We start from the raw sequence: 23,404 nt of genomic DNA on the forward strand, positions 1-23,404 counted from the left end.
ACGTAGTGAAACGGTACGACTTCAAGCAATCTGCATAAAGAAAAACCTGCCTCTTTTTAAAGAGACAGGCTATTTCTTTTCAGCCTTCACATTCACCTTTGGAATTAGAATGACCATCACAACGATGCCAAAGACGATTAAGAAACCAAAGATGATTGGAAGCAGTGCGGATGACTGCTTCTCATAATCATCTCCAGAAGGTGCCGATACAGCGGCATCACGAAAAGAGATATTCATCTCTTCCATCATGTGAGCTGATGTTTTGGGCGGATTCTCTTTTAGATCACTGAAAAGCTGCGGAGAAAGAGACCCTCCCGGAGTTTTAGGCGGTTCAGCAAAATGAATGTCTGTTTTAACTGTTGATGTCTTTTTGCTTTGTTCGTATTTCGTTTGATCCCTCAATATACTTGAGTTAATATTGAGTTCTTTTTCTTGATATTCATTCGGCTTGACATTTGTATCCGTATCTTCACCAGCAGCGAAAGCAGCAGGAATGAGGAGAAAAAGGGACATGACACCAAGTGCCATCCCTTTCACGAACAGATTAAGCCTCATGAGTCACATCACGTTCCTCCGTTTTATCTTTCCATAGCTTTGTCACAAGCGGGATGGCCATGAAGAGGACAGTTAAAATCACTAATCCTATAACACCCATTCCAAAGTGATCTCCATTTCCATATTGGATGGACAGGTACACGTCTGTCACTGGATTTGTGAAATGGAAATTCGGCATCACCAAATCAATTAATGGTGCGACAAAGAAGAAAATAAGCGCCGTTGCTGCCATCCATCCGGCAATAGAGCCGAAAAGGAACGCCGTGCGAATAAAGGCGGAACAAGCCACTAATAGTAAAATCGTGAAAATGGACCACTGAATCGCTTGATCATCTGCAAGCTTGTAAATGTTCAGTCCGAACAAGCTGATCATGAGTCCGACTAATAGATTTAAGATGCCAAACAGTGCACCTTTAACCAGCATCGGAGCTGTCGCATAATACGAGCTGAAAAAGCCAATTAACAAACTACTGATCATCACAATGACCAAAATGACCACTGGCGGTACAGTCTGCGTTTTTTCTTCTGGTACATCACCGCTAATTTTCAGCGGATTGGCTAAGTGATTATACACATAGTTGCTGTTGCCTTGATCGCTTAATGTGTTTCCTAAAATACCTTTCAAATCTTGCTGAACAAGCTTCGTGGAATGAACATTCTTGCTCCAGTTTTCATTCAGCGTATCCGCTTTTTCTTGGACCGTTGTCACACTCTCTTCAATGTTATTCGTATAATCCGCCACCCCTTTTTGGCGGTCGGTTAACGAACTCATATTTTCAGAAAGTCGAAGCACTTCCTGACCAATTGAATCCTGTGCACTGACAACAATAGAACTGCCTGCAAGGTCTGCCGTATACACTGCATCTCCTTGATCAGCCATTTGCTCCGCAACATTGTCCGCACTTTCAGAAATTGTGTTTAATTCCTGTTCCATGCTTGCCTGCTGAGTCGAAATGTATTCTGCATAGCCATCTGAAAACTTCTGCATCTCATCAATAAAAGTAGACACATCATCGTTTGACGTCAGCATTTGTTTTTTGAGCGTATCCCAGTTTTCTGTTTCCTCTTTTTTGATGGAGAGGATGGACTGGATTTCATCTGGTTTGGTGTCGACCAAAGAAGAAGGATCCTTCTCTTGATAGAAGCTGTTAAGTAATGCTTCATAATGTACTAATTCATTTGAATACTTTAATAATTCTGATGCATTTTCTGATTTTGTATTAAAATCTCTAAGTTTATCCATTTTCAATGTATATCGATTTAATGGAGATTGAGTTGTTTCTATTCGTTCTAATTTTCTTGTAATAGCAGATTCTTGTTTGATGATGGATTTCTTTATATCACTTATGTTTTTATTGTTGCTAGTTTCTATTCTTATTATTTTTTCTTCTAGTTTATCTATTTTATCTGTTAAAGATTTTAATACTTTACTCAAAAGATCGACTTTTCCTTGTAATTGATCATTATGAGCTGTGGTTTTCTCCTCGATATTCTTTTTCACTTCTTCTAATTTTAGGGATAGTGCTTTTAGTTGCTCTTTTGATTGAACTGACGTTGATTTGGTTTCCCCAGTTTGTTCTGGATTTTCTTCACCATTTTCTGGAGTAGGTGGCGTTTCTTCATTTCCAGACAACTCATCTGCCACTTGATTTATTTCTGTTGAGATTTCAGTTAATTTCTTCGTCTCTTCTTCAAGATTTATTTTCAAATCGTCTGTCGAGTCTTTTTGGTCTTCACCTTGATTATTCGAATCCTCATTCGGATCCTCCGGTTTCTCTGCTTCAAGCAATGCCTTTCTCGAAACTTTCAATTGCTCTTGCAATGGAGTAATTTTATCCCCTATGTATGCAAGATATTGAGCTTCATAATTACTAATCAATTCTTCCTGAGACGTCTTCACAAGTTCCTTTAATCCCTTTGATTGATCAGGAATAGCGTCTTCTCTCGACTTTTGAACAGATTGGATAGCGCTGTCCGTTGTGTTTAGCTGACTTTGTACGCCGTTGATGTCTGTTTTGAGTCCACCCATTTGATCACTAAAGCTGCGGGCATTTTGGTTTTGGATATCAGCAAGCTGTTTGAGCCCCTGCTGGATTTGTTTTTGGTTTGTTGATTGCGCTTTGATCAGGAGGTCCTTTTGTTTGTCTTGATACTGCTGGTATTGATCGACTACTTTCACAAAGCCCTTTAACTGGTTCTTTGCTTCTTCTGTTGTACTCAGGCCATCTTTATATTGTTTCTGCGAATCGGCCATCGCATTTTTTAATTCTTCTATTTGTTTCTTCTGCTGCTGAACAGCGTCTGATAGTTTGTTTGAGTTCGGCTTATAGAAGTTATACATCGTGTTTTGAAATTCGACTTCTTTACCGACAATATGCTCAAACTCTTCTCTGACATTGCCGATTTCCTGTGATACAAAGCTCCAGTATAACGTTGACATCTGTTCATTCATTTTCTTTTGCGCATTTTCCAGCTCTCTTTGCACTTTCTCTTTATTGACTGAATTGAGCTGATCTTGAATGGAAAATTGAATGGATGCCTTTTCAGGATGATCTTTATCATAGCTCAGCACATTTTTAGAGAAATCAGACGGAATATAGAGGACAGCGTCATACTTTCTGCTTTTCAGTCCATTTTCCGCCGCACTGCGGTTCACTACGGTCCATGTATAATCTGGACGCTCTGATAATGCGGCAACGACATCCTGTCCGAAACGAGCGGTGTTTTCACTTTCGCTCGCTCCCATATCCTCATTGACCACAGCAATATTACGTGTGGCATTCTTTTTCTGTTTTGCCGGATCATCTCCAATAAGGTGGAAAAATAAAACCGGCAGAACCAGAATCAATATCATGGTCGATACGATTTTGATGGAGCTTTTTTGCTGCTCTGTCATTGAACACTCTTCCTTTCTACCGCACATAAAGGAACCTGGATTTTCTTCTCTTTCCCGTTTTCAACCAAATACCCGAAGCCTGGCTGAATATCTGGTTCTTGTCTTGCATACGGAAGCGGTATGATGTTTTGCTCTGATTTTTTCATGAGTAACATGGCATGACGAACTTGTTTGATTTCGTTTGTGAGTGCATCATAGCCTTTACTGAATTCGGTATGATTTCCTGATGCGATCAGGCTAAAGCCTAGGTGTGCATATGACTTCATGAAATCAGCCAATTGATCTTGAAGACGCGGGTCGATTGTCTGCTGAAAACGCGTAATGCCATCAATCACAAGCACAATTTGAGAGAACGACAACTGATCAGTCTCTCCCCGGCGCACAGCTTCGACGTACATCTCTTCACGCACCTTGAATAAACGGTCTATTTCCTCAGCCCATTCGGTGATATCACCTTTTGTTTCAAGGTAATCAATGTTCTCTTCTTTTGCATAATGAGAGAGACCCCGATCAATCGAATCAAAGACGGCTAGCTTCTCAGGTTTTGCTGCTAATAGCTGATCAAGCATCAGTTTTGTCACATTTGTTTTCCCTCGCTGCGTTTGACCGATGATGAGGCAGTGTTTATTCTTCTTCAAGTCAAAGTAAACAGGAGCAACAGATTCCTCATCTAGTCCGACTGGAATGTCATACGGCTGTTTTTGTTCTTCTAAGCGACTTTCTAGCTCCCAAATGGTTAGTTTATCAGGAAGCATTGGTACAGGTTTTGGTTTTTCAGCTGATGCAAAGCGATCATGAAGAAGCTGGATCTCTTGTTTCAAATGCTCAAACAGCTCGAGGTCGTTATCTCCTTCAACTGGCAGGAACATTTGTGCAAAGTAAAGCTCTTCTTTGTTGATAATAACTCGTCCTGGAATCGGCTCTAAGCTAAATTTCGGTCTGCCAATAATCGAGTACGCCTCTCCTTGATCCATTAAGTAATGGACGACCTTTGTTTTCAAGTTGTTCATAAGAGATTGACGGACTGCGTTTACCCGAGTCGCTGTAATTAAGAAGTAAATTCCTAATGATTGTCCATCACGGCTCAGCTGGATAAATTCAGATTCAAGTTCATGCATTTCGTCTTTGACAATGTCAAAGTTGTCGATCACGATGAAAATGAATGGGAGCTTTTTCTCATTTAAGGCGTTGTACATTTTGATATGACTCATTTCTTGCTGCCTGAATAAACGCTTGCGGTATTCAACCTCTTCCCGCAGACGCGTCATCGACTTTTGAATCTTTCTCATTTGATCCATTAAGAAATAATCCGCCGTGTGCGGCAGCTTGGCCAACGGAAGCAATGTTCCATTTCCGAAGTCATAAATATACGCATGCCATTCTTCAGGTGAATATCTCTCCGCAAAGCTCATGAGTAGTGTTGTTGCAGCAAGTGATTTTCCGTAGCCAGAGGAACCAAAGATCCCAATGTTCCCATCCTCCATCATTTGATAAGAAAGTGGATGCTGGCTTTGCTGATCTGGCTCATCGACAAGCGCAAAATGGAAGACATGCTCTTCACTCGACGCGTAACGTGATTTTGGAATCCGTTCTTCGAGCGGTGGAAGCCAAGGACTTGGGAGCTTCTCAATCCCAAGCTCCTGCTGCATACGTTCAATTTCATCCACAACAGCAGAAATCTCCGACACTGTCTCTTTTTTCACAGCCGGCTCTGTGCTTACCCCAGATAACGGAATAAGTCCAGTATCTGTCACAATGGCAATGTCATCTTCTGATCCGTAGCCATCCTCCATATAAGGCGCACCGCTCCAAGCTGATTGGAACAATTCATAGATTTCATTGTTTCCTACTTGTAGGTAGCCACGGCCTGTAACGGTAATAGACGCCGCATCACTATTTTTCAATATTTCCTTACTGTCTGACGCATCCTGTACTTTCAGTGCGACCTTAAAGCGTGAGTTACTCCAAATTTGATCATCAATGACCCCGCCTGGCTTTTGGGTAGCCAAAATGAGATGAACCCCAAGGCTTCGGCCGATACGTGCAGCACTGACAAGCTCTCTAATAAAGTCCGGCTCTTCACTTTTTAATTCAGCGAACTCATCAGAGATTAAGAATAAATGAGGCATTGCCTGTTCAGCCTTTTTCTCCTTATAGAGCTTCGTATAATCATTGATGTGATTCACATGATATTGATCAAACAAGCGTTGTCTTTTCTTCAATTCACTTTTAATTGAGGCAAGTGCCCTTTCACTAAAGTTCTTACTGCCTTCAATATTGGTGATCGTGCCAAGTAAATGAGGAATATTCCGGAACGGTTGCGCCATTCCGCCTCCTTTATAGTCAATCAATAGGAAAGCGACTTCATGTGGATGAAAGTGTACAGCGAGCGATAAAATGTACGTCTGTAAAAATTCACTTTTCCCTGATCCTGTTGTTCCCGCCAACAGGCCGTGCGGGCCATGTGCTTTTTCGTGCAGGTTCAGATCCACAATGTCATTTTTCCCTTTATAACCGATTGGCACAGAGAGTGATTTGGCCGTTTCTGATGTGAGCCACTTTTCACGAATACCAATCTCGTCTACCTGTTTGGCATGAAAAAGATCAAGAAAGGAGACCGTTTCAGGAATCGAATTGGTCATGCCAACTTGATGATCTAATGTTCTCAGCGTTCTGGCAAACAGCTCATTGTCCCCGCGCTCATGTGTATCAAGCTGAAATGGAATTCGGACGGCTTTCTTGTGCTGAATGAGAATATCTCCTTCTTCCTCGTTAATATAACGGACAAGCGTCGAGATATTTTCAGCTAAGCTTTCCTTTGTTTCAGCAGCAAAAATAATGGAGATGCCAAGGTCCGTTCGGCTGCCTTCTAAATATTCTAAAATCACATGTTCCGCAATGAGCTCATGATTTGTCACGATAAACACAAAGTGAGGCGTAAAGATCTTCTTCTCTTTTTCTTCTTCTAGATCACGCTCACGTAAAATTTCATAAATGGAGGACAACAGCTGATCACGTGTTTGTTCGTTGTAAATGAACCCTTTGCCGTATGTATGAGGCAGCTGGAAATGCGGAAGCCATTTCATCCATTCCCACTTCTCATACTCCTGCTCATGAAAAATAAAGACAAATCTTAAATCATGATAGCTGTGCGAGAAAGCAAGCTGTCCGACAAGCTGATGAAGCTCCTTTTTCACAATGGCTGGCTTTCCAATCAATCCTGTTGGGCCATCGGCAAGACCGAATGTGATGGGTACATCCTTTACTTCACGATAGACCTGTTGCATGTGCTGCGTTTGTTCCATTAAGTCATCGATATCACGATTGGCCATATCGCCGCCGCTCATCGATAGTTCATAGCTTGACGGGACTGCGCCCGTCCCAAGACGCAGCTGCAAGAAATCATCACTCATCAGTGTTTTTTCCCAAATTCGGCCGCTAATTTCTGACGTTAAATACTTCATTTGTTCAAATGACGGATAATGATACGTCAAAATATATTGCTGGCGGTCGTAGAGCTCTTGCAGTTCTTTTCGTTTATTTTCTAAGTAAAGAGAATAGACTCGCTGCCGTTTCTCTTCCCTTCTTTTGCGTTGTGATTTCTCTTTAAAGTATTGAACAGACGATGTGATTAACGTCATGATAAACATCGCCATCGACACGACAATAAAGATCCCGCGCGGCTGGACAAGAGCGACAATTCCCATCACAAGAAGCATCACAAGCGGCGGGAGGACAACAAGCCAAAGCCCTCTGCTGCTATTTTCACTCTCCTGCGAAGGAAAGCTAAAGGAAACCCGGTCATCTGGCAGATCATAAATTAAACGCGGTGTTCGTCTATATAAAGGATATTTTTGTTTTGTTTCTGTGCTTGGTGCTCTTGTTTTTTCCAAACGTGTTTGAAATGGTTCATATGCAGTCACCTGCAATAAATCATCCTCTTTCAATGTCACCGTTAGGAAGTTCCAGAACAGCTCATCTCCAGCATCAATTGTCTCTGGACCGTGAATTTTTTGCCCGTTCACATAAATCGTTTCGTCCTGAGGCATGACATACCAAGTTCCTTCGATTTTCTCCAAAGTAAATTGGCTCGCATCTTGAAACATGGAATGCGCTTGTTCTTTCCACACATCAATATCACCTTTGTTCTCACGTGAAAAAGACAGCTCGACTCTATTTCCTAGGTAATAAATGTGTTGATCATGATGTGCTTCCATTAAAACAAGTGTCAGTGTACCAAGCTTATATGGTTCATGTGGAAGTAATGTGCCTTTCTTCTCTTCACCCTGATAAATGGAAAAGCCATCATTCGGTTCATCAGGAGTTAAACGGATGACCCCTTCATCAAACGAAAGTGAAGGGATTGTCACCGTATGCTCTATTTCAGGTCCAATCACAGCTTCTCGATTGAACTGCTCGTCTAAACGGACGGTTTGATAATCCTCCTCATAAAAAACCCAAAGAAGACTCAAACGCTCCACCTCCTCATGGGACAGCACCAACTGTCAGTTGTATCGAAAGAATTATTTTTTCTCATCTTTTTTCGTCTGAGAGGTTTTCTTTTTCGCTTCAGATTCTTTCTCTTTTTTCTCTTGATCGGCTTTTGACTGCTCTTTTTGTTCAGCTGTTTCATCTGTTTGACTTGCGCCCGAGGAGTCATTGGTGCTTGTCTCCGTTGTTTCTTTTTCTTCATATTTCGCCATTTCCTTAATGATCGGATCTAGCTGTTTTTGTTTTTCTTCCGCAGAAAGACTGTCATCGTTTTGAATGTCGTTGCGGTAGGCGACGAGTGCCGTAAATATGTACCGGTCGTCTCCAAGTACCCGTGCAATATCAAGTGCTTCCTTGCTATTGCCTTGTCCAATATGAATCCAGAAAAGGAAATATTGCGGATCAGTCTGTAATGTGTATGTATCTGTGATTTCTTTTTTATGCTGATCGAGTAACAGGTTGCCTTGATTTGTTTGTACATACGAAATGGCCAGTTCATATTGAAGAGAGACCGGCATTTGATTGGCTGAATATTTTTCTAACGTATCCACCACTTGGCTGTACTGTTTGTTGAGATAATATTTGTTTGCCTCGACATAGGCTTCTTGTTTCGGCATCGCAAAAAAGAAGGTGTAAATGGTGTACACCAATGCTGGGATTAATAGGACAAGCAGACCTAGTCCGATATATCGTTCGACCTTCCATTTCTTTTTCGGAATGGTCAATAGCGTTTTCTCTTTCGTTTCAATCGCTTCGATCTTTTGCTGAATCAGGGCAGACAATTCTTCCAGAGACTGCGTTTCGCTGATCTCTTTTGCCAGTTCAGATAATTTCAGTGTCTCGCTGTAAGCCACATATTCTTGAAACTGATATTCATGGTCCACCACTCGAAGAATGACGGCTTTGACCTCTTTTAACAGACGATGCTCATCCGTTTCATATGGCGGGATGCTTTCTTTGACGCCGTAATGCAAAAATGCAGTAGCTAAGCCTTGATGAAAAACAATGTTTTCAGGAGAAACAATAGGATGCAGCCGCTTCACGTCGTGTTTGCACACTGCATCGACAAGCTGGTATGAAAAAATCCATTTGCTTTTTTCATCCTTCGCATGGATGAAACGAAATTCCTGATAGGCAGGAGGCGGTTGAATCGAAATAATGACCTCATCTTCAGTTAATTGAATCTCTTTTTTGAATGAAGGGTTGATGTCTTTGATCGGTGCCGCTTCTAAACCGTCTAAGAGTTTAATGGTCTCTCTTTGAAAAATGAAGCTGTAGGTTCCGCCCTCTTTTTTCATCACTGCTTCTAATTGTTCTTCTAAATAGGAACTCTTTTTATCTGCCATTTACAAAAGTCCTTTCATAGTATTTCCAGCCTGTCTCCTGTGGTGATTCCACAGTCTGACAGCTTATATTCGCCTGAAAACACAGCTTTCTTATTGACTACTCGCACCCAGCCGCCTTCTCGCTTAGGAAGTGAGATTTGTTTTGCCTGCCAGGCGATATGGATGACTTGTTTAATATGTAAATAATTTGATAGTCTCAAATCAAACACACTGCCATCATAATTTTTTAAGTCGATGGTAATATCGATATACACAAATTTCCACCTCACAAAATAGAAAGAGCGCCGGCATCCATTGACAGACTCGGCGCTTTTTCTGCTTTTCACACTTAGAAAGGAAATCCCTTTGATTAGCCGCGGATTTGGCTAGCGATGTCTTGGTCAGTGCTTTCAAGTGTATTTGCCGTTTGATCAAGCTGATTGCTGACATCTGTTAATAGATCAGACATTTTGATGAATGAAGGCTTTAACTGCTCGTATTGATCAGCAAATGCTTCACTAGAAGCACCTTCCCACATTCCTTTTAAATCTGAGATCATTCTATTTAGACGATCAACTTGGTTTAACACTTCTTGACTTTCAACACCATATTGCTTAGCGGTCGCTCTTAGTTCTTCTGGGGTTACGCGAATAATTCCTGACATATTCCTCATTACCTCCCGTGCATAGCCGCCATATAATGGGCTAATCCACTTATTTTTTGACGTTATTATTATAAAAACAGAAATGATACACAGTCAAACAAATCTGTTTTTATTTTACAAAATGAGTCTATAGAATTACTGTATTTTCGCTTTTTATCTAGTATTTAACATTTTTTTGGTCATATATTCTTAATAAGTGTAGACACACTTCACTGAATCTTTCCGCCTATTGATTTATTACTACGTTATTATTGTACTATTTCTTTTTCGCCTTCTTTCAGCATGATACGCTCGCTTCTCATAGCGATCTCTTTTTTAAATTTATGGCATTTTGTTATTGATTTACGTACCGCTTTCTCTTCATAATGTAAGTACGTGAAATATTCGAAAAAGCAGGGGTTTTTATGACAAAAAAGACAGATCCATTTAAGTATAGTCTTGATCGTTTAGAGGATGTGGCAGACCAAATTAGTGATGTGCTCAATTGCCCTATTACTATAGAAGATACGCATCATCGATTGCTCGCTTATAGCACACATAATGATTTTACTGATCCCGCCAGAACTTCAACCATTATCTCCCGCCGTGTACCGGAAAAGGTCATTAATCGGCTTTGGAAGGACGGCATCATTCCTACACTCCTTAAAACAGACGAACCGCTTCGTGTCCCTCAAATTGCAGAGGTGGGTTTATCTAGCAGGGTTGCCATTTCAATCTGGAAGGACAAAGAAGTACTCGGATTTATCTGGGCGATTGAATCCACACAGCCTTTTTCAGAAGAAGAAATGGACCTTCTGAAGATGGCAGCACATGCTGTTAAAAACAAATTACTTAACTTACAAATTCGCAAAACGAAAACAGAAGAACGCAATCAGGAGCTTTTTTGGAAGATGCTCACAGGTCATATTCATGAAAAGGATGAGATGCTCGACCTATTTTTAAGACTCGGCATCAGATGTCCAGACACGTATGCCATCATCATCTTCCGACTTCGTGACGAACTCACAGAGGACACAGAAAAAAAGCTATCTTATCTGCTTGAAACAACACAGCAAGTCCAAGTGCTGTTAACGACTGTTGATTTTCACGAATTCATTATTCTTGTCTCACCAAAAACAGAGCACCCACTGCAGGATATTAAACAATTCACAAGCGGCATGCTGCAGCAGCTGTCTGATCGTTATCATATCCATCACGTTCAAGCAGCGATTGGTGGAATTTACGATAACATCTCTCATATTCAGCCATCCTATAAAGAAGCACTGGCTGTATTAAAAACAAAAGAGCGCTTCCCTGTTGAAACCGAACGTTTACACAGTTTTTCTGAACTTGGTATTTATCAATATTTAGATGTCCTCGCTGAAAAACGAAGGGGTTCATCTTACTCCAGTTACTCTTTATCAAAGCTGGAAGATTACGACCTGAGGCATCATTCCAACCTAGTCGAAACCCTTGAACGGTTTATTGACTGTGACAGCAATGCCAATATTGCCGCAAAGCAATTAAACATCCACATCAATACATTGAATTACAGATTAAAACGCATTACGGACATTGCAGAAATCGATTTAAAAAACATGAATGAGAAAATGACCATATACCTTGATATGAAGCTAAAAAACGTCCATTTGTGAAATTTCACAAAGAGGCGTTTTTTTATTTTTTATTTCAACCGAAGCATTTTTTAAACATTCAGGATACACTAGACATACAATATGAATAGATAAGCATGGGAGGAATAAACATGATCATCGGCATTCCGAAAGAGATTAAGAACAATGAAAACCGAGTGGCATTAACACCAGGAGCAGCTTCTCAATTACTTTCAGCTGGACATCAGATTTTGATTGAAACAAACGCTGGTTTTGGAAGCGGATTCACTGATGACGATTATGTATCTGTTGGTGCAGAAATTCTTGATCAAGCGAAAGATGTGTGGGCTTCTTCTGATATGATCATGAAGGTAAAAGAACCATTACCTGAGGAATATTCATTTTTCAGAGAAGGACTCATCTTATTTACGTACCTGCATCTTGCGGCAGAGCCCTCCTTGGCTGAAGCTTTAAAACAAAAAGGCGTCACAGCTATTGCTTATGAAACAGTAACGGACGGAAAATCACTCCCTCTCTTAACACCTATGTCTGAAGTGGCAGGCAGAATGGCCGCCCAAATCGGTGCACAATTTTTAGAAAAGCCAAAAGGCGGTAAAGGCATCTTGCTCGCAGGCGTACCAGGGGTATCAAGAGGGAAGGTCACAATTATAGGCGGCGGTGTTGTTGGAACAAACGCAGCGAAAATGGCGATTGGACTTGGCGCAGATGTCACTCTTATTGACGTAAACGCAGAACGATTACGTCAGCTGGACGATCAATTTGGTCATCAAATGAAAACGTTAATGTCTAACCCTGTCAATATCGCCGATTCAGTCAGTGAGGCGGACCTTCTCATTTGTGCGGTGCTGATCCCAGGTGCCAAAGCACCAACGCTTGTGACGGAAGAAATGGTGAAGCAAATGAAGCCCGGTTCCGTCATCGTAGACGTAGCCATTGACCAAGGCGGCATTGTCGAAACCATAGATCATATCACAACACATGATCAACCTACTTATGAAAAACACGGTATTTTACATTATGCTGTCGCCAATATGCCTGGAGCAGTTCCACGGACATCGACTGTTGCTTTAACAAATGTCACCGTTCCCTACGCACTGCAAATTGCTAATAAAGGCGCTGCAAAAGCCATTCAAGAAAACAAAGCCATCGCAGAAGGTGTCAATGTCATGAACGGACATATCACATATGAAGCCGTCGCTCGTGATCTCGGCTATGATTATGTACCTGTTCATCAAGCGATCGATGCGTCCTCTATGACAGAAGCTTAATACAGACCCGCCCTTTTGATGGGCGGGTTTTATTGTTAACCAATATTAAAAACAGGTTGACAAATAACCTTCATCCCCTTAATCTATTTGTACAGATAAGACAGGGGGAAACATCATGCAACAGAAAACAAGAACCGCTGATTTTGTGCTAGTCGGAATGTTTGCTGCACTCATGGCGATTGGAGCGAATATCACATCCATTGTGCCGTTTTTACAGGTCGGCGGAATTCCACTTACGATGCAGCCATTTTTTTGTGTACTTGCTGGTCTTTTGCTCGGCAGACGGCTTGGTGCTTTAGCGATGATTGTATATGCCTTGGTCGGAATTGCTGGCGCACCTGTATTCGCACAGTTTTCAGCAGGCTTTGGGGTGATTTTAGGCAAAAGCGGTGGTTTTGTCTTATCGTATATTCCTGCTGCCTGGCTAGCTGGATTCATTTTAGAAAAAAGAAAAAATCCTGGATTTGGCCGCTTTTTACTTGCAGCTATTGCAGGTACGACCGTCATGTATGTGATCGGAACGACTTATACGTACCTCGCATTAAATGTGTGGCTGAATGCCCCGATTTCTTATCAAACCACGTGGTTCTTTATGATCTGGTTTATGGTGAAAGATTACGCATTGACGATATTACTTGCGATGCTGGCACCTAAAATTTATCGCTCTGTTTCAAAAGCTACGTCCTTTCGAAAACAACAAGCCGCATCATAAGTGCAGACATCATCTACAAGTTGAACATAGAGAAAAGAGCCTATCTTCATTTAGGCTCTTTTTTCATCATTTATTCAGCGTATTGGTCGATGATTCCTTCTAGCATCCCTTCAAGCACTTCTACATCTTCAAGGTCTGATGGACTGAAGCGGTAGCGCACAAGCTGTTCTCCATCATGATACATCTCCTCAAGCCACCCTCTGAGTCCTCTTGCTCTGCGGTCAACTTCGAAAACAATGTCTAATCCGCCTTCATCTATCAGAAAAATCAGCTCTAATTCATCAAGCATATAACGATAGTCATCTGATGTCGGAATAAACTCGAATTCTTGAACAAATGGCAGACGACGCTGGAAGTAAGGTGCTTGTTCACAGTCCGCTTCGTTCAGGTGGAAGCCAAGATTTCTAGTGGCCTCCAGTACATTTCTCACCCAAGGATGTGCTTCAACGAAAATGCGATCATAGTCCGATTTATCGATTCCTCCTTGGATATCAAGGTCTGTCATTACTGCAATTTCTACTTTTCCGATCGTCATCGGGGTATCGATAGGAAGAATAAATGAAAACGGAAATTCATGCTTTTCGCCAGGCTGGATGATAAAAGAATCCGTCACCCGTAAAGTAAAGATATTCACATATTTTCTATGCTCTTCATCATCTTTCACAATCACATACTGTGTTTGAATCTTGACATTGATATAGCGGATGTCCTGAGAGATTTTCCCGCCTTTTGCATGGACAGTTCCCCTTACCTCTTGTCCAGGATAATAAGTGTTTTTCTCCAAAATGGTATCTACCTTTGCCGCACCAATCCCTGCACTTGCCACTAGCTTTTTAAAAAATGACATCTCTCATCTTCCCCTTTTCGTTTTTATCAGCATATATACGTAAGATAGAGGAAGAAAGATTCATTTAATTCATACTTTAGTCCTAATTATTTTTTCGCTTGTGAACAACAAAAAAGCTTATAGAAAAAACATCATCGTTTTCTCTACAAGCTTTTCATCTTACAGGATAATCGCTGCAAGCCAGCCGAATAGAACAAGTGGGATATTATAATAGATAAAAGTCGGGACACATGTACCCCAAATGTGGTGATGCTGTCCATCCATGTTCAATCCAGATGTCGGTCCAAGCGTACTGTCACTTGCAGGTGAACCTGCATCACCAACAGCCGCAGCTGAACCGATAATGGCAATGGTCGCCATTGGACTAAATCCAAGGTGTAAACAAAGTGGAACAAAGATGGTCGTAATAATAGGAATCGTGGCAAATGATGATCCGATCCCCATTGTCACAAGCAGACCCACAAGCAGCATTAAAATGGCCGCGAGACTCTGGCTGTTGCCGATAAATTGTGAAGATGCTTTAACAAGCGTTTCAATGTCTCCTGTTTTGGTTAAAACGTTGGCAAATCCAGCCGCAACAAGCATGACAAAACCGATAAATGCCATCATGTTCATGCCAGATGTAATCAGTTGATCTGCTTCATCGCGTTTCATCATTCCGGTCACAAACAAGACAAGCAGTCCTGCGAGTGCACCGAAGATCATCCCTTCCACGCCAAGGCTTTGAGACAGATAAAGCTGGACAATCAATGACACGAGAATGGCAAGACCGGCAAAGAATAGACTTTTTGTCGTATAGGCTGATTTCTCTACATCTGTAATATCGCGATCCTCATATACTTTTGGCTTACGATACATGAAAAGAGAGACAATCAATCCTAGCACCATCCCCCCAACAGGGATCAGCATGGCATATGGAATATCTGCTAAATTCACAGCTAGACCTGCATCCTTCATATTGTCACGGAGCATTCCGTGGAAAATCTGTCCAAAACCGACTGGAAGTAAAATATATGGTGCAGTGAGTCCGAAGGTCATGACACACGCTAGCAGTCTACGGTCAATTTGAAGCTCGTTAAACACTTTTAATAATGGCGGAATTAAGACCGGAATAAAGGCAATGTGAACAGGAACGACGTTTTGTGAAAAACAAGATACGATCAAAATCACAAGAATGATCAGTACTTTTGATAATGTTTTTCTTCTTGAGTCGCCTTCTTTTCCTAAAAGCTTCACTGCTCCTTCAACCATGGCATCTGGAAGACCCGTTTTTGTCAGCGCCGCAGCAAATGCCCCTAAAAGCGCATAACTAATTGCCACTGTCGCATTTCCTCCGAGCCCGTCAGTAAAGGCTTCCACTGTTCCTCCCAGGCCTAATCCACCTGCAAGTCCGCCAGCTAAAGCACCAAGTGCGAGGGCAATGACCACATTGACCCGCAGCAAGCTTAATATCAACATTAAAACAACCGCTAAAACAACTGCATTCATGGTGAAACCCCCGAAATCCTTTAGTTTACTAATGTAGTAGATAATTAAAGTACCAACGTATGTTACCATAGAAAAAATACTACGTCAAATGGCGTTTGACCTACATAAAAAAGGCCCTGCCATTTGGCAGAGCCTCATCCTTTATTTCTTTCCTTCAAATCGTTCCACAAATGTGGCCAATGACCGTACCATCACACCTGTCGCCCCTGTTGGCCCAAAGCATGAAGGCTTTTCTGTTGTGGCTGTTCCTGCAATATCCAAGTGAACCCAAGGCGTATCCTCAGCAAATTCACCGATGAAAGCTCCTGCCATGATCGCATGTCCATCACGTCCTGGTGAGTTATTGAGATCTGCCATTTTGCTGTTTCGTACGCGCTTTTTATCTTTTTCAGTGATTGGCAGCTGCCAAATCATTTCACCGCATTCTTCTGATGCCTCTTTAAACTGGGCATACAGTTCATCGTTATTTGTCATGACGCCTGTTGTCTCATTTCCAAGTGCCACAATGACTCCGCCTGTTAATGTCGCCACGTCTACAAGAACAGAGGCACCGTGCTGCTTCGCATATGTCACCCCATCTGCTAAAACAAGACGGCCTTCTGCATCCGTATTCAGCACTTCGATTGTTTTACCGCTAAGCGACACAATGACGTCATCCGGTTTCATCGCGTCAGCCGAGATCATATTGTCTGTCGAAGCAATAACAGCAATGACATTTTGCTCTGGGCGCAGTTCACCGATGATTTCCATAGCGCCTAAAACAGAGGCTGAGCCGCCCATATCAGTTTTCATCCCAACCATACTGGCTCTTGGCTTTAACGAATAGCCACCAGTATCATATGTGATGCCTTTACCGACAAGCCCAATCACGTCCGTCCATTCTTCCTTGCCTTGATATTTCAGAACGATGAGCTTTGGTGGTTCTGTTGAGCCTCTATTGACAGCTAGAATCCCGCCCATCCCGAGCTCTTCCATTTGTTCTTTATCTAAAATTTCAATCTCAAATTCGTATTTATACGCAAGCTCTGCCGCGTACGAAGCCAGATCAGAGGATGTGAGCATATTCGGCGGCATATTCACAAGGGTACGAGCCGAATTGACGGACTGTCCGTAGACCTCGCCCACTTTCAGACTTGCCTGAATTTCAGTCGTATCATGATCCGTCATTGCATAAACAAATTCGATGAAGCGATCCGGCTCATTTGTTTTATGTTTAAAATCTTGTAATTCATATGTAGCTAAAAGGCAGCTTTCAGAAAGGGCATGGGCTGCATCTTGGGCAGGCAGATCCTTTCCAATAAACGTATCCAGTAAGACCGAAACCGCTTGCTTTTTATCTTGATGAAGCTTTTTAAATAAATGGGCAAACCCTTCTTTTGCCTCTTCAAACGTGTAATCTGATTCCTTCCCAAGTCCGACAAAATAAATGCGTTTGATGCCTGTTTCAGGGGATGGGAAAAACTTCGAAAGCTGATTTCGTTTAGATGAAATATCGCCTTCTTTTAATAATTCAGTGATTCGTCCTTCAAGTAATTCATCCATTTCTTTTGCTTTTCCTGATAATTGGCTCTTTTGAAAAAGTCCGATCGCCAGTGTATCTTTATGTTGCCATTCATTTGTCGAGAAAAACATATTTATCACACGCTCCTTCAATGAACTCCATTTTTCACATTGGAACTTCTATTATATCAAAATTTGCGGGTCTATACGATCATTGCCAGTCTGTCTTTACTTGATGAACATTTATATTTTCACACGCGGAAGGGCATCATGAAAAAGCGATGAAAACTTGTACAGCCCGTCCGCGTCTCCTCGTTCCACATCTACTTTCTTTAATGTTATAATTGAACATGGACTTGGCAGCATTTGAATCTGCTATCATTTTTTCATCATACTAGGGTACACAGTCCACCATTTTGCACGATATTTTTTCTTACAGAGAGGATGTTTCTTGTTCATGAGCGTACTGACGAATTTTCCGCTGCTTGCCAGCCTTGCAGCCATCTTTTTTGCTCAATTTGTAAAAGTACCGATTCAATTTATCATTTCTAGACGACTAGATTGGTCGCTCATTACAAGCACAGGCGGAATGCCAAGTTCACACTCCGCAGCCGTAACAGCACTCTCAACAGCAGTGGCTTTAGAGCACGGGCTAAATACATCAATCTTTGCGATTTCCGCCATCTTTGCGATTATTACCATGTTCGATGCGACAGGTGTGCGCAGACAGGCAGGAGAACAGGCAACTGTACTGAACAAGCTGGTAACAGATTTTAACCGATTTGTTTCTGAAGCAAAGAATTTCCCGAGTGCGGAAGAAAAAGAAAAGCAAAAGAAATTGAAAGAGCTTCTTGGTCATAAGCCGATTGAAGTCTTCTTTGGCGGCTTAACAGGGATCTTGCTGACACTTATCTTAGATTATTACTTCATGTAGAAGCGAAAAAAGCTTTGGACCTCAAACTTGTCCAAAGCTTTTTTATTCTTTATTGGCTTGAAACTGCTGACGGAATACTTGCATTGATTTTGCTTCATTAAGCTGGTTTAAGTCTTTTTCCGTTAACGTTCCTTCGCCCTTTTTGATGATATACACATCGAGCACTTTTTTACCCCATTCTCTATACACATCATCTACTGTTTCATAGTATAAATCAAGCTTATGACCTTTAATGGCTTTTCCCGTATCTGCGACCACTCCGTAGCCATAGTTTGGGATAAAGAGCACCGTTCCAATCGGAAAGACTGATGGGTCCGCAGCCACAGTTGAATATAAATCACGTTTCACTTTGACGCCTGAATATGTAATGCCATATGCATGGTGTTCCTTCGTTTTACCTGTTGATTCCACACCTGCTGTATAGCCTGTGGCGACAACCTTTTGCTTCGGGTAATCGTTCCAATTGAACGCTTCTTCGAGAGAAATAGCCCGCAAGTCATCACTTTTGAGTGCCATCGTTTCTCTTTTTTGCTGTTGGAAAAAAGAAGATACTTGCTTGCCAGGATCAGTCTCTTTCACCCAGGCAGCTACATCACTTGGTTCAACTCCAGATATGCCCGTAAAGCTTGTCAAAAGAGCAAGCATAAAAAGGGCTGTCATGAACAATCGTTTCATCCATGTTTTCATCTTTATTTGTCACTCCTCTACCCATCTATTTGTTTCCAAACAAAATGGAAACTATGCAAAGGAGAAACAAAAAAACCCACTTGCCTATCTACAAGTGAGTTAAAACATTTGATACCCTCTTTTTCGAAGTGCATTAATGACAAAACCTGATGCAATTGCACCAATCAGACCGCTTAACAAAATAATGATATCAGCCGCTGCGAGAGAGACAATGCGGTCCCCTATTCCTGAAAAAGCGATGCCCGGTTCTCTGACATAAGCAATCATCTTTTGATTGTTGATAATGAAAAGGCATACAATTGGATATAAAATAGCCATAATCCATGACATTCTCAGCAGCATATTGAGCAAAAAGCCAATGCCGAAGAATAACACGAAAAATAAAATAACGGAAATAATAACGACTGGTAAACTGATCACTTCATCTCCACCCCCAAATATCCCATCATTAGTTTAACTTGGAAATAGAGATGAAGTCAATCAATGGAAAAAGCAGATGGATTAAAGCTTCTTTCCTGTCCCTTTACATTCCTCACATGTTTCAGATCCGCCGAGCAATAGCTGAAAATATCCTTTCCCCGAACAATATTGACAGGTGGACTTCTTTTCTTTTGTATGTGCATTCATATTGCTCACTCCCTTAATCTAAATTTTCTGATAATTTATCATACCATACTTTACTGCCGATAACCAAGTAAGAAAATATGTCAAAAAAAACGTGTATCACGAGGATACACGTTTTTGTCTATATCGGTTTAGAAGAACTTGAATTTTCCTTTTTTCAGAACAAGTCCTGGTCCGCCAACCATGAATAAAGAACGGTTGTCGATGATTTTCTTCATTGCTGAAGCTTTTGTTCCTTGAAGTTTTTTACCAAACGCAACACCTACAGCGTCGTGTTCACCAAGAGAAGCAACTGTTCCTTTGATGTCTGGCTTAAAGCTTTCAAGAGAACCACCTTTCACTAGTGCGGCAAGGTTTTTCGCTACTGTTTCACCTTGCTGCATAGCGATTTGTGCAGTTGGTGGGTATGGACGGTTGATTTCTTCATTGATGATCAATGAACAGTCACCGATGATGAATACATCATCATTTTCTGGTACACGAAGATCTGGAGATACTTTTACGCGTCCGCGCATGTTTTCAAATCCAGCTTCTTCAACGATTGGGTTACCGCGTACACCAGCAGCCCAAACAACAGTTTCAGCTTTGATTTCTTCAGTATCATCGTCTTTTCCAACAATGATGCCTTCTGGCGTACATTCTTTGATCGCTGTACCAATTTTGAACTCAACGCCTTTACCTTGAAGGTAGTTCATTGCATAGTCGATCAATGCAGGATCGAATCCTGGAAGAGCTGTTGGTGCAGCTTCTACACAGATGATGCGCACATCTTTTTGATCAATATCATACTCTTTGCAAAGCTCAGGCACACGGTTTCCAAGCTCACCAAGGAACTCAATACCTGTGAAGCCCGCACCGCCGACAACGATTGTCAAGCGCTCTGGACGTTTTTCAGCTTCCGTATTATACGTCGCAAATTGAAGCTCAATATGCTCACGAAGCTGACGAGCAGAGTTGATGTTAGAGATTGAGAATGCATATTCTTTCAGTCCTGCAATACCAAATGTTTCAGGAACAGCACCAAGCGCAACAACAAGGTAGTCGTAAGAAAGTTCACCATCTGATGTCACGACTTTCTTCTCTTCCTTATTAATGCTTTCAACTGTTGCTTGTACAAAGTTGACACGGGAACTGTTAATCACATCTTTGATTTGATAACGACAGCGGTCATGATGAAGTGTACCTGCACTTGCTTCATGTAACCATGTTGTTTCGTAATGATAATTATGCTTGTTCACAAGAGTAATGTCCGCATCATTTGTGCCAAGCTGTTTTGTTAATCTTGTTACAGTCATTAATCCGCCATAACCTGCACCTAATACAACGATTTTCGGTTTATTCACTGGAATCACATCCACCTTTTTTAAATTTGCTGTAAAACGGATAAAGAATTACATATCGTTATTCTCAACCGCTTTGCGGCATTTTATGAAATTTAAACAAAAAAATAAGTATGTGAAAATCTGAACTTTCACCTACATAAAACGAAAGCATTTGACCGTATCCGACAAAAATTCATAAAAAATTAATATTTAGTTCCCTTAACAATAATAGCGAGTTCTGATCCAATTTTCAAGGCTTTAAACTGAAAATCCTTATGATAAACGGTCTTTCTCACTTTTTCCTCTTTTTCAAAGCTTCGGCATCAAAAAACGACAAGTTTTTCAAAACAAGTCAAACGACGATGTGTGGTATGATATGATATAGTGATAACAATTTTCATTTGGGAGGATTAAAGAAATGCAAGAAGATTCTAAGGTATATGACATTACCGTTATCGGAGGCGGCCCAGTAGGATTGTTTACTGCGTTTTACGGTGGCATGAGACAGGCAAGTGTGAAAATCATTGAAAGCCTTCCTCAGCTCGGCGGTCAATTATCCGCTCTTTACCCTGAAAAATACATTTATGATGTGGCTGGTTTTCCAAAAATCCGCGCACAAGAATTAATTGATAACTTAAAGGAACAAATGGATAAATTTGATCAAACCATTTGCTTAGAGCAAGCAGTTGAAACGGTTGAAAAACAGGCAGATGGTATCTTTAAACTTGTGACAAATCAAGAGGTTCATTATTCTAAAACGATCATCATCACAGCTGGTAACGGTGCATTCCAACCGAGAAAGCTTGAGCTAGATACAGCAGAATCATTTGAAGGAAGTAACCTGCATTACTTCATTAATGATTTGAATCAATTTGCTGGCAGACGTGTCGCTGTTCTTGGCGGCGGAGACTCTGCGGTGGACTGGGCACTGATGCTTGAGCCAATCGCAAAAGAAGTATCGATTATTCACCGTCGTGATAAATTCCGTGCACATGAGCACAGTGTAGAAAACTTGCACAACTCGAAAGTCAATGTGCTAACACCATTTGTGCCAACTGAGCTCATTGGGGAAGACCGTATTGAACAAATTGTGCTTGAAGAAGTGAAAGGCGATAAAAAGCATGTACTAGATGTGGACGACGTGATCGTCAACTTCGGTTTTGTTTCCTCCCTTGGACCAATCAAACAATGGGGCCTTGAAATCGAAAAGAACTCCATCGTGGTCAAATCCACGATGGAGACAAACATCGAAGGTTTCTATGCGGCAGGAGACATCTGTACGTATGAAGGAAAAGTCAAGTTAATCGCAAGCGGATTTGGTGAAGCACCAACTGCTGTGAACAACGCGAAAGCTTACATGGACCCGAAAGCTCGTGTACAGCCGCTTCATTCCACAAGCTTATTTGAAAATAAATAAGAACGGATCAAAAAAAGGAGTTCCATCTGCGGAACTCCTTTTTTGTTTATTTAAAAATCCCAATATAGGCATTCGCCATTCCAAGTACCATTGCAGCAAGTAACACCACAACAATTCCTGCCACAACCAAAATCACCCGATCCTTCACGCGTTCCTTTTTCGGAAGCGGCTTGTCTATCCCGCAAGATGGACATGTTTTTGAACGATACGGAATCAGTTCATGACAGTTCCTGCAATTGATTTGTTCACTCAAACCTCAGCAACCTCTTTTCTGATGACAGTTTATGTTTGGTTCTCATGATACTCTTTTCGAGTGGAAATAGCCAGTTGTGAGGACAAGCTGTAACAAAATTGAGCGATTTACAAATTGTTTAAGAAGGAATGGAATCAATGAAGGTTTGATTGGTTCAACCGATATAAGAATGAGAAGATCGTAATGAAGGATAGGTGGAAAGATGATAAAGCGTTTCATGATTAGTTTAAGCTTGTTACTGATGATTGGCGGTTCAGTTGAAGTGTTTGCAAAAGACTATAACAAACATTATGCTCAATTCGCTGCCGGATTGAATATGGATGTTGATCAGCTAGAACCTTTTTTAAAGCGTGTATCCACTTCGGTTTTGGATTCTGGTTTGAGTGATCAAGAAATCAAACAGATACTCACCAACGTTCAAAAAATGAATAAAAACAATGAAACAAAAAGAATGGGCACTTTTGAAGTGGTGTACCATGAAAAAACAGCAAAGATTAAAATTGAAATTGAAGTCCATGTGGAAGATGGCAATAAAGAAGTGGTGATCTATATGTTTAGCACCCAAGAGTTGGTGGATGTCTTGGATAAAGAACTATTGAAAATAGAAGAAGCAATTTGAGAAAGAGACGCTGAATGAGTGTCTTTTTTTCTAAGCTGCCAGTAATAATTTCTCTATTTTTGTAAATTTTATTCCTGAAAAAAAACTGTTTTCATTAATATCTACTAGCTTAACATGAGAAAAATCGTAAGGAGATAATGCAGTTCTCTTTCTCTGATGAATTGCGCCATCATGAGTTTTGCATCCTTA

At 41.2% G+C, this 23,404-nt stretch carries 20 protein-coding genes; 6 read left to right on the forward strand and 14 right to left on the reverse strand.

Translation table 11 applies throughout. The features are described from left to right. Nucleotides 1-69 precede the first annotated feature (69 nt). The 6 genes from essA to MKZ05_RS14650 all read right to left on the reverse strand — a co-directional run bounded on the left by essA (nt 70) and on the right by MKZ05_RS14650 (nt 9,931). The gene (essA, locus tag MKZ05_RS14625; protein ID WP_050944050.1) at nt 70-555 is read right to left on the reverse strand and encodes a type VII secretion protein EssA; all 486 of its coding nucleotides are present in this window, start codon (nt 553-555) and stop codon (nt 70-72) included. After that, nucleotides 545-3,451 (reverse strand): type VII secretion protein EsaA, encoded by a 2,907-nt coding sequence (gene esaA, locus MKZ05_RS14630; RefSeq protein WP_212045496.1) that lies wholly within the window; start codon nt 3,449-3,451, stop codon nt 545-547. Before esaA ends, essA begins: the two co-directional genes overlap by 11 nt. After that, entirely contained in the window at nt 3,448-7,923 is a 4,476-nt protein-coding gene (gene essC, locus MKZ05_RS14635) for a type VII secretion protein EssC (RefSeq protein ID WP_339160445.1), read from the reverse strand. Before essC ends, esaA begins: the two co-directional genes overlap by 4 nt. A gap of 51 nt (nt 7,924-7,974) precedes the next feature. Continuing rightward, nucleotides 7,975-9,288: a type VII secretion protein EssB gene (gene essB / locus MKZ05_RS14640; protein ID WP_212045498.1), complete on the reverse strand. Its 1,314-nt coding sequence runs from the start codon at nt 9,286-9,288 to the stop codon at nt 7,975-7,977. 14 nt (nt 9,289-9,302) lie between these two features. Then, entirely contained in the window at nt 9,303-9,542 is a 240-nt protein-coding gene (locus MKZ05_RS14645) for an EsaB/YukD family protein (RefSeq protein ID WP_003213579.1), read from the reverse strand. A 95-nt stretch (nt 9,543-9,637) separates the two neighbouring features. Further along, complete coding sequence (locus MKZ05_RS14650; protein ID WP_003213769.1) at nt 9,638-9,931, reverse strand: WXG100 family type VII secretion target; 294 nt, start codon at nt 9,929-9,931, stop codon at nt 9,638-9,640. 404 nt (nt 9,932-10,335) lie between these two features. Between MKZ05_RS14650 and MKZ05_RS14655 the strand changes: the two genes are divergently transcribed. The 3 genes from MKZ05_RS14655 to MKZ05_RS14665 all read left to right on the forward strand — a co-directional run bounded on the left by MKZ05_RS14655 (nt 10,336) and on the right by MKZ05_RS14665 (nt 13,524). Further along, the gene (locus MKZ05_RS14655) at nt 10,336-11,565 is read left to right on the forward strand and encodes a PucR family transcriptional regulator (RefSeq protein ID WP_212045499.1); all 1,230 of its coding nucleotides are present in this window, start codon (nt 10,336-10,338) and stop codon (nt 11,563-11,565) included. A gap of 110 nt (nt 11,566-11,675) precedes the next feature. Next, a complete protein-coding gene (gene ald, locus MKZ05_RS14660) occupies nt 11,676-12,812 on the forward strand; it encodes an alanine dehydrogenase (protein ID WP_061409499.1) in 1,137 nt (378 codons plus the stop codon). A gap of 115 nt (nt 12,813-12,927) precedes the next feature. Continuing rightward, complete coding sequence (locus tag MKZ05_RS14665) at nt 12,928-13,524, forward strand: biotin transporter BioY (RefSeq protein WP_003212636.1); 597 nt, start codon at nt 12,928-12,930, stop codon at nt 13,522-13,524. Between the two features lie 70 nt (nt 13,525-13,594). Here MKZ05_RS14665 and MKZ05_RS14670 read toward each other — a convergent pair whose 3' ends face one another. The 3 genes from MKZ05_RS14670 to MKZ05_RS14680 form a co-directional block, all read right to left on the reverse strand. After that, entirely contained in the window at nt 13,595-14,371 is a 777-nt protein-coding gene (locus MKZ05_RS14670) for a sporulation protein (RefSeq protein ID WP_212045500.1), read from the reverse strand. 159 nt (nt 14,372-14,530) lie between these two features. Continuing rightward, complete coding sequence (locus MKZ05_RS14675; RefSeq protein ID WP_003212911.1) at nt 14,531-15,859, reverse strand: Na+/H+ antiporter family protein; 1,329 nt, start codon at nt 15,857-15,859, stop codon at nt 14,531-14,533. Nucleotides 15,860-16,000: 141 nt separating this feature from the next. Next, nucleotides 16,001-17,491 carry a leucyl aminopeptidase gene (locus tag MKZ05_RS14680; protein ID WP_050944058.1) on the reverse strand — a complete coding sequence of 497 codons (1,491 nt, stop codon included), beginning with the start codon at nt 17,489-17,491 and terminating at the stop codon, nt 16,001-16,003. Nucleotides 17,492-17,816: 325 nt separating this feature from the next. On the opposite strand from MKZ05_RS14680, the gene MKZ05_RS14685 reads away from it, so the two are divergent. After that, entirely contained in the window at nt 17,817-18,293 is a 477-nt protein-coding gene (locus MKZ05_RS14685) for a divergent PAP2 family protein (RefSeq protein WP_003212726.1), read from the forward strand. A gap of 42 nt (nt 18,294-18,335) precedes the next feature. Here MKZ05_RS14685 and MKZ05_RS14690 read toward each other — a convergent pair whose 3' ends face one another. From MKZ05_RS14690 to MKZ05_RS14705, 4 genes are all read right to left on the reverse strand, one after another. Next, nucleotides 18,336-18,980: a 3D domain-containing protein gene (locus MKZ05_RS14690; protein ID WP_003212854.1), complete on the reverse strand. Its 645-nt coding sequence runs from the start codon at nt 18,978-18,980 to the stop codon at nt 18,336-18,338. Between the two features lie 99 nt (nt 18,981-19,079). Beyond that, complete coding sequence (locus tag MKZ05_RS14695; RefSeq protein ID WP_003212933.1) at nt 19,080-19,400, reverse strand: YuiB family protein; 321 nt, start codon at nt 19,398-19,400, stop codon at nt 19,080-19,082. Between the two features lie 81 nt (nt 19,401-19,481). Further along, complete coding sequence (locus tag MKZ05_RS14700) at nt 19,482-19,607, reverse strand: YuiA family protein (RefSeq protein WP_157957789.1); 126 nt, start codon at nt 19,605-19,607, stop codon at nt 19,482-19,484. A 128-nt stretch (nt 19,608-19,735) separates the two neighbouring features. Continuing rightward, nucleotides 19,736-20,953, reverse strand: coding sequence for an NAD(P)/FAD-dependent oxidoreductase (locus MKZ05_RS14705; RefSeq protein WP_161792789.1), 1,218 nt, complete (start codon nt 20,951-20,953; stop codon nt 19,736-19,738). Nucleotides 20,954-21,344: 391 nt separating this feature from the next. Here MKZ05_RS14705 and yumC point away from each other — a divergent pair, with 391 nt between their 5' ends. Then, on the forward strand, nt 21,345-22,343 hold the full coding sequence (gene yumC / locus MKZ05_RS14710) for a ferredoxin--NADP reductase 2 (RefSeq protein WP_212045501.1): 999 nt from the start codon (nt 21,345-21,347) through the stop codon (nt 22,341-22,343). A gap of 46 nt (nt 22,344-22,389) precedes the next feature. Here the strand turns inward: yumC and MKZ05_RS14715 are convergent, their stop codons facing one another. Then, nucleotides 22,390-22,596 carry a hypothetical protein gene (locus tag MKZ05_RS14715; RefSeq protein ID WP_008346803.1) on the reverse strand — a complete coding sequence of 69 codons (207 nt, stop codon included), beginning with the start codon at nt 22,594-22,596 and terminating at the stop codon, nt 22,390-22,392. A 202-nt stretch (nt 22,597-22,798) separates the two neighbouring features. Between MKZ05_RS14715 and MKZ05_RS14720 the strand changes: the two genes are divergently transcribed. Continuing rightward, a complete protein-coding gene (locus MKZ05_RS14720) occupies nt 22,799-23,215 on the forward strand; it encodes a hypothetical protein (RefSeq protein ID WP_212045502.1) in 417 nt (138 codons plus the stop codon). Nucleotides 23,216-23,404 lie beyond the last annotated feature (189 nt).

Source organism: Bacillus sp. FSL M8-0277 (genome assembly GCF_037975305.1).
Classification (GTDB): domain Bacteria; phylum Bacillota; class Bacilli; order Bacillales; family Bacillaceae; genus Bacillus; species Bacillus pumilus.

What these genes read in the sequence shown, in the direction of transcription:
- MKZ05_RS14690 (WP_003212854.1), bottom strand. Translation starts at nt 18,980, where the DNA reads ATGAAAACATGGATGAAACGATTGTTCATGACAGCCCTTTTTATGCTT.
- MKZ05_RS14670 (WP_212045500.1), bottom strand. Translation starts at nt 14,371, where the DNA reads ATGTCATTTTTTAAAAAGCTAGTGGCAAGTGCAGGGATTGGTGCGGCA.
- yumC (WP_212045501.1), top strand. Translation starts at nt 21,345, where the DNA reads ATGCAAGAAGATTCTAAGGTATATGACATTACCGTTATCGGAGGCGGC.
- MKZ05_RS14685 (WP_003212726.1), top strand. Translation starts at nt 17,817, where the DNA reads ATGAGCGTACTGACGAATTTTCCGCTGCTTGCCAGCCTTGCAGCCATC.
- essA (WP_050944050.1), bottom strand. Translation starts at nt 555, where the DNA reads ATGAGGCTTAATCTGTTCGTGAAAGGGATGGCACTTGGTGTCATGTCC.
- MKZ05_RS14650 (WP_003213769.1), bottom strand. Translation starts at nt 9,931, where the DNA reads ATGTCAGGAATTATTCGCGTAACCCCAGAAGAACTAAGAGCGACCGCT.
- essB (WP_212045498.1), bottom strand. Translation starts at nt 9,288, where the DNA reads ATGGCAGATAAAAAGAGTTCCTATTTAGAAGAACAATTAGAAGCAGTG.
- MKZ05_RS14655 (WP_212045499.1), top strand. Translation starts at nt 10,336, where the DNA reads ATGACAAAAAAGACAGATCCATTTAAGTATAGTCTTGATCGTTTAGAG.
- MKZ05_RS14700 (WP_157957789.1), bottom strand. Translation starts at nt 19,607, where the DNA reads ATGAATGCACATACAAAAGAAAAGAAGTCCACCTGTCAATATTGTTCG.
- MKZ05_RS14665 (WP_003212636.1), top strand. Translation starts at nt 12,928, where the DNA reads ATGCAACAGAAAACAAGAACCGCTGATTTTGTGCTAGTCGGAATGTTT.
- MKZ05_RS14680 (WP_050944058.1), bottom strand. Translation starts at nt 17,491, where the DNA reads ATGTTTTTCTCGACAAATGAATGGCAACATAAAGATACACTGGCGATC.
- esaA (WP_212045496.1), bottom strand. Translation starts at nt 3,451, where the DNA reads ATGACAGAGCAGCAAAAAAGCTCCATCAAAATCGTATCGACCATGATA.
- MKZ05_RS14720 (WP_212045502.1), top strand. Translation starts at nt 22,799, where the DNA reads ATGATAAAGCGTTTCATGATTAGTTTAAGCTTGTTACTGATGATTGGC.
- ald (WP_061409499.1), top strand. Translation starts at nt 11,676, where the DNA reads ATGATCATCGGCATTCCGAAAGAGATTAAGAACAATGAAAACCGAGTG.
- MKZ05_RS14675 (WP_003212911.1), bottom strand. Translation starts at nt 15,859, where the DNA reads ATGAATGCAGTTGTTTTAGCGGTTGTTTTAATGTTGATATTAAGCTTG.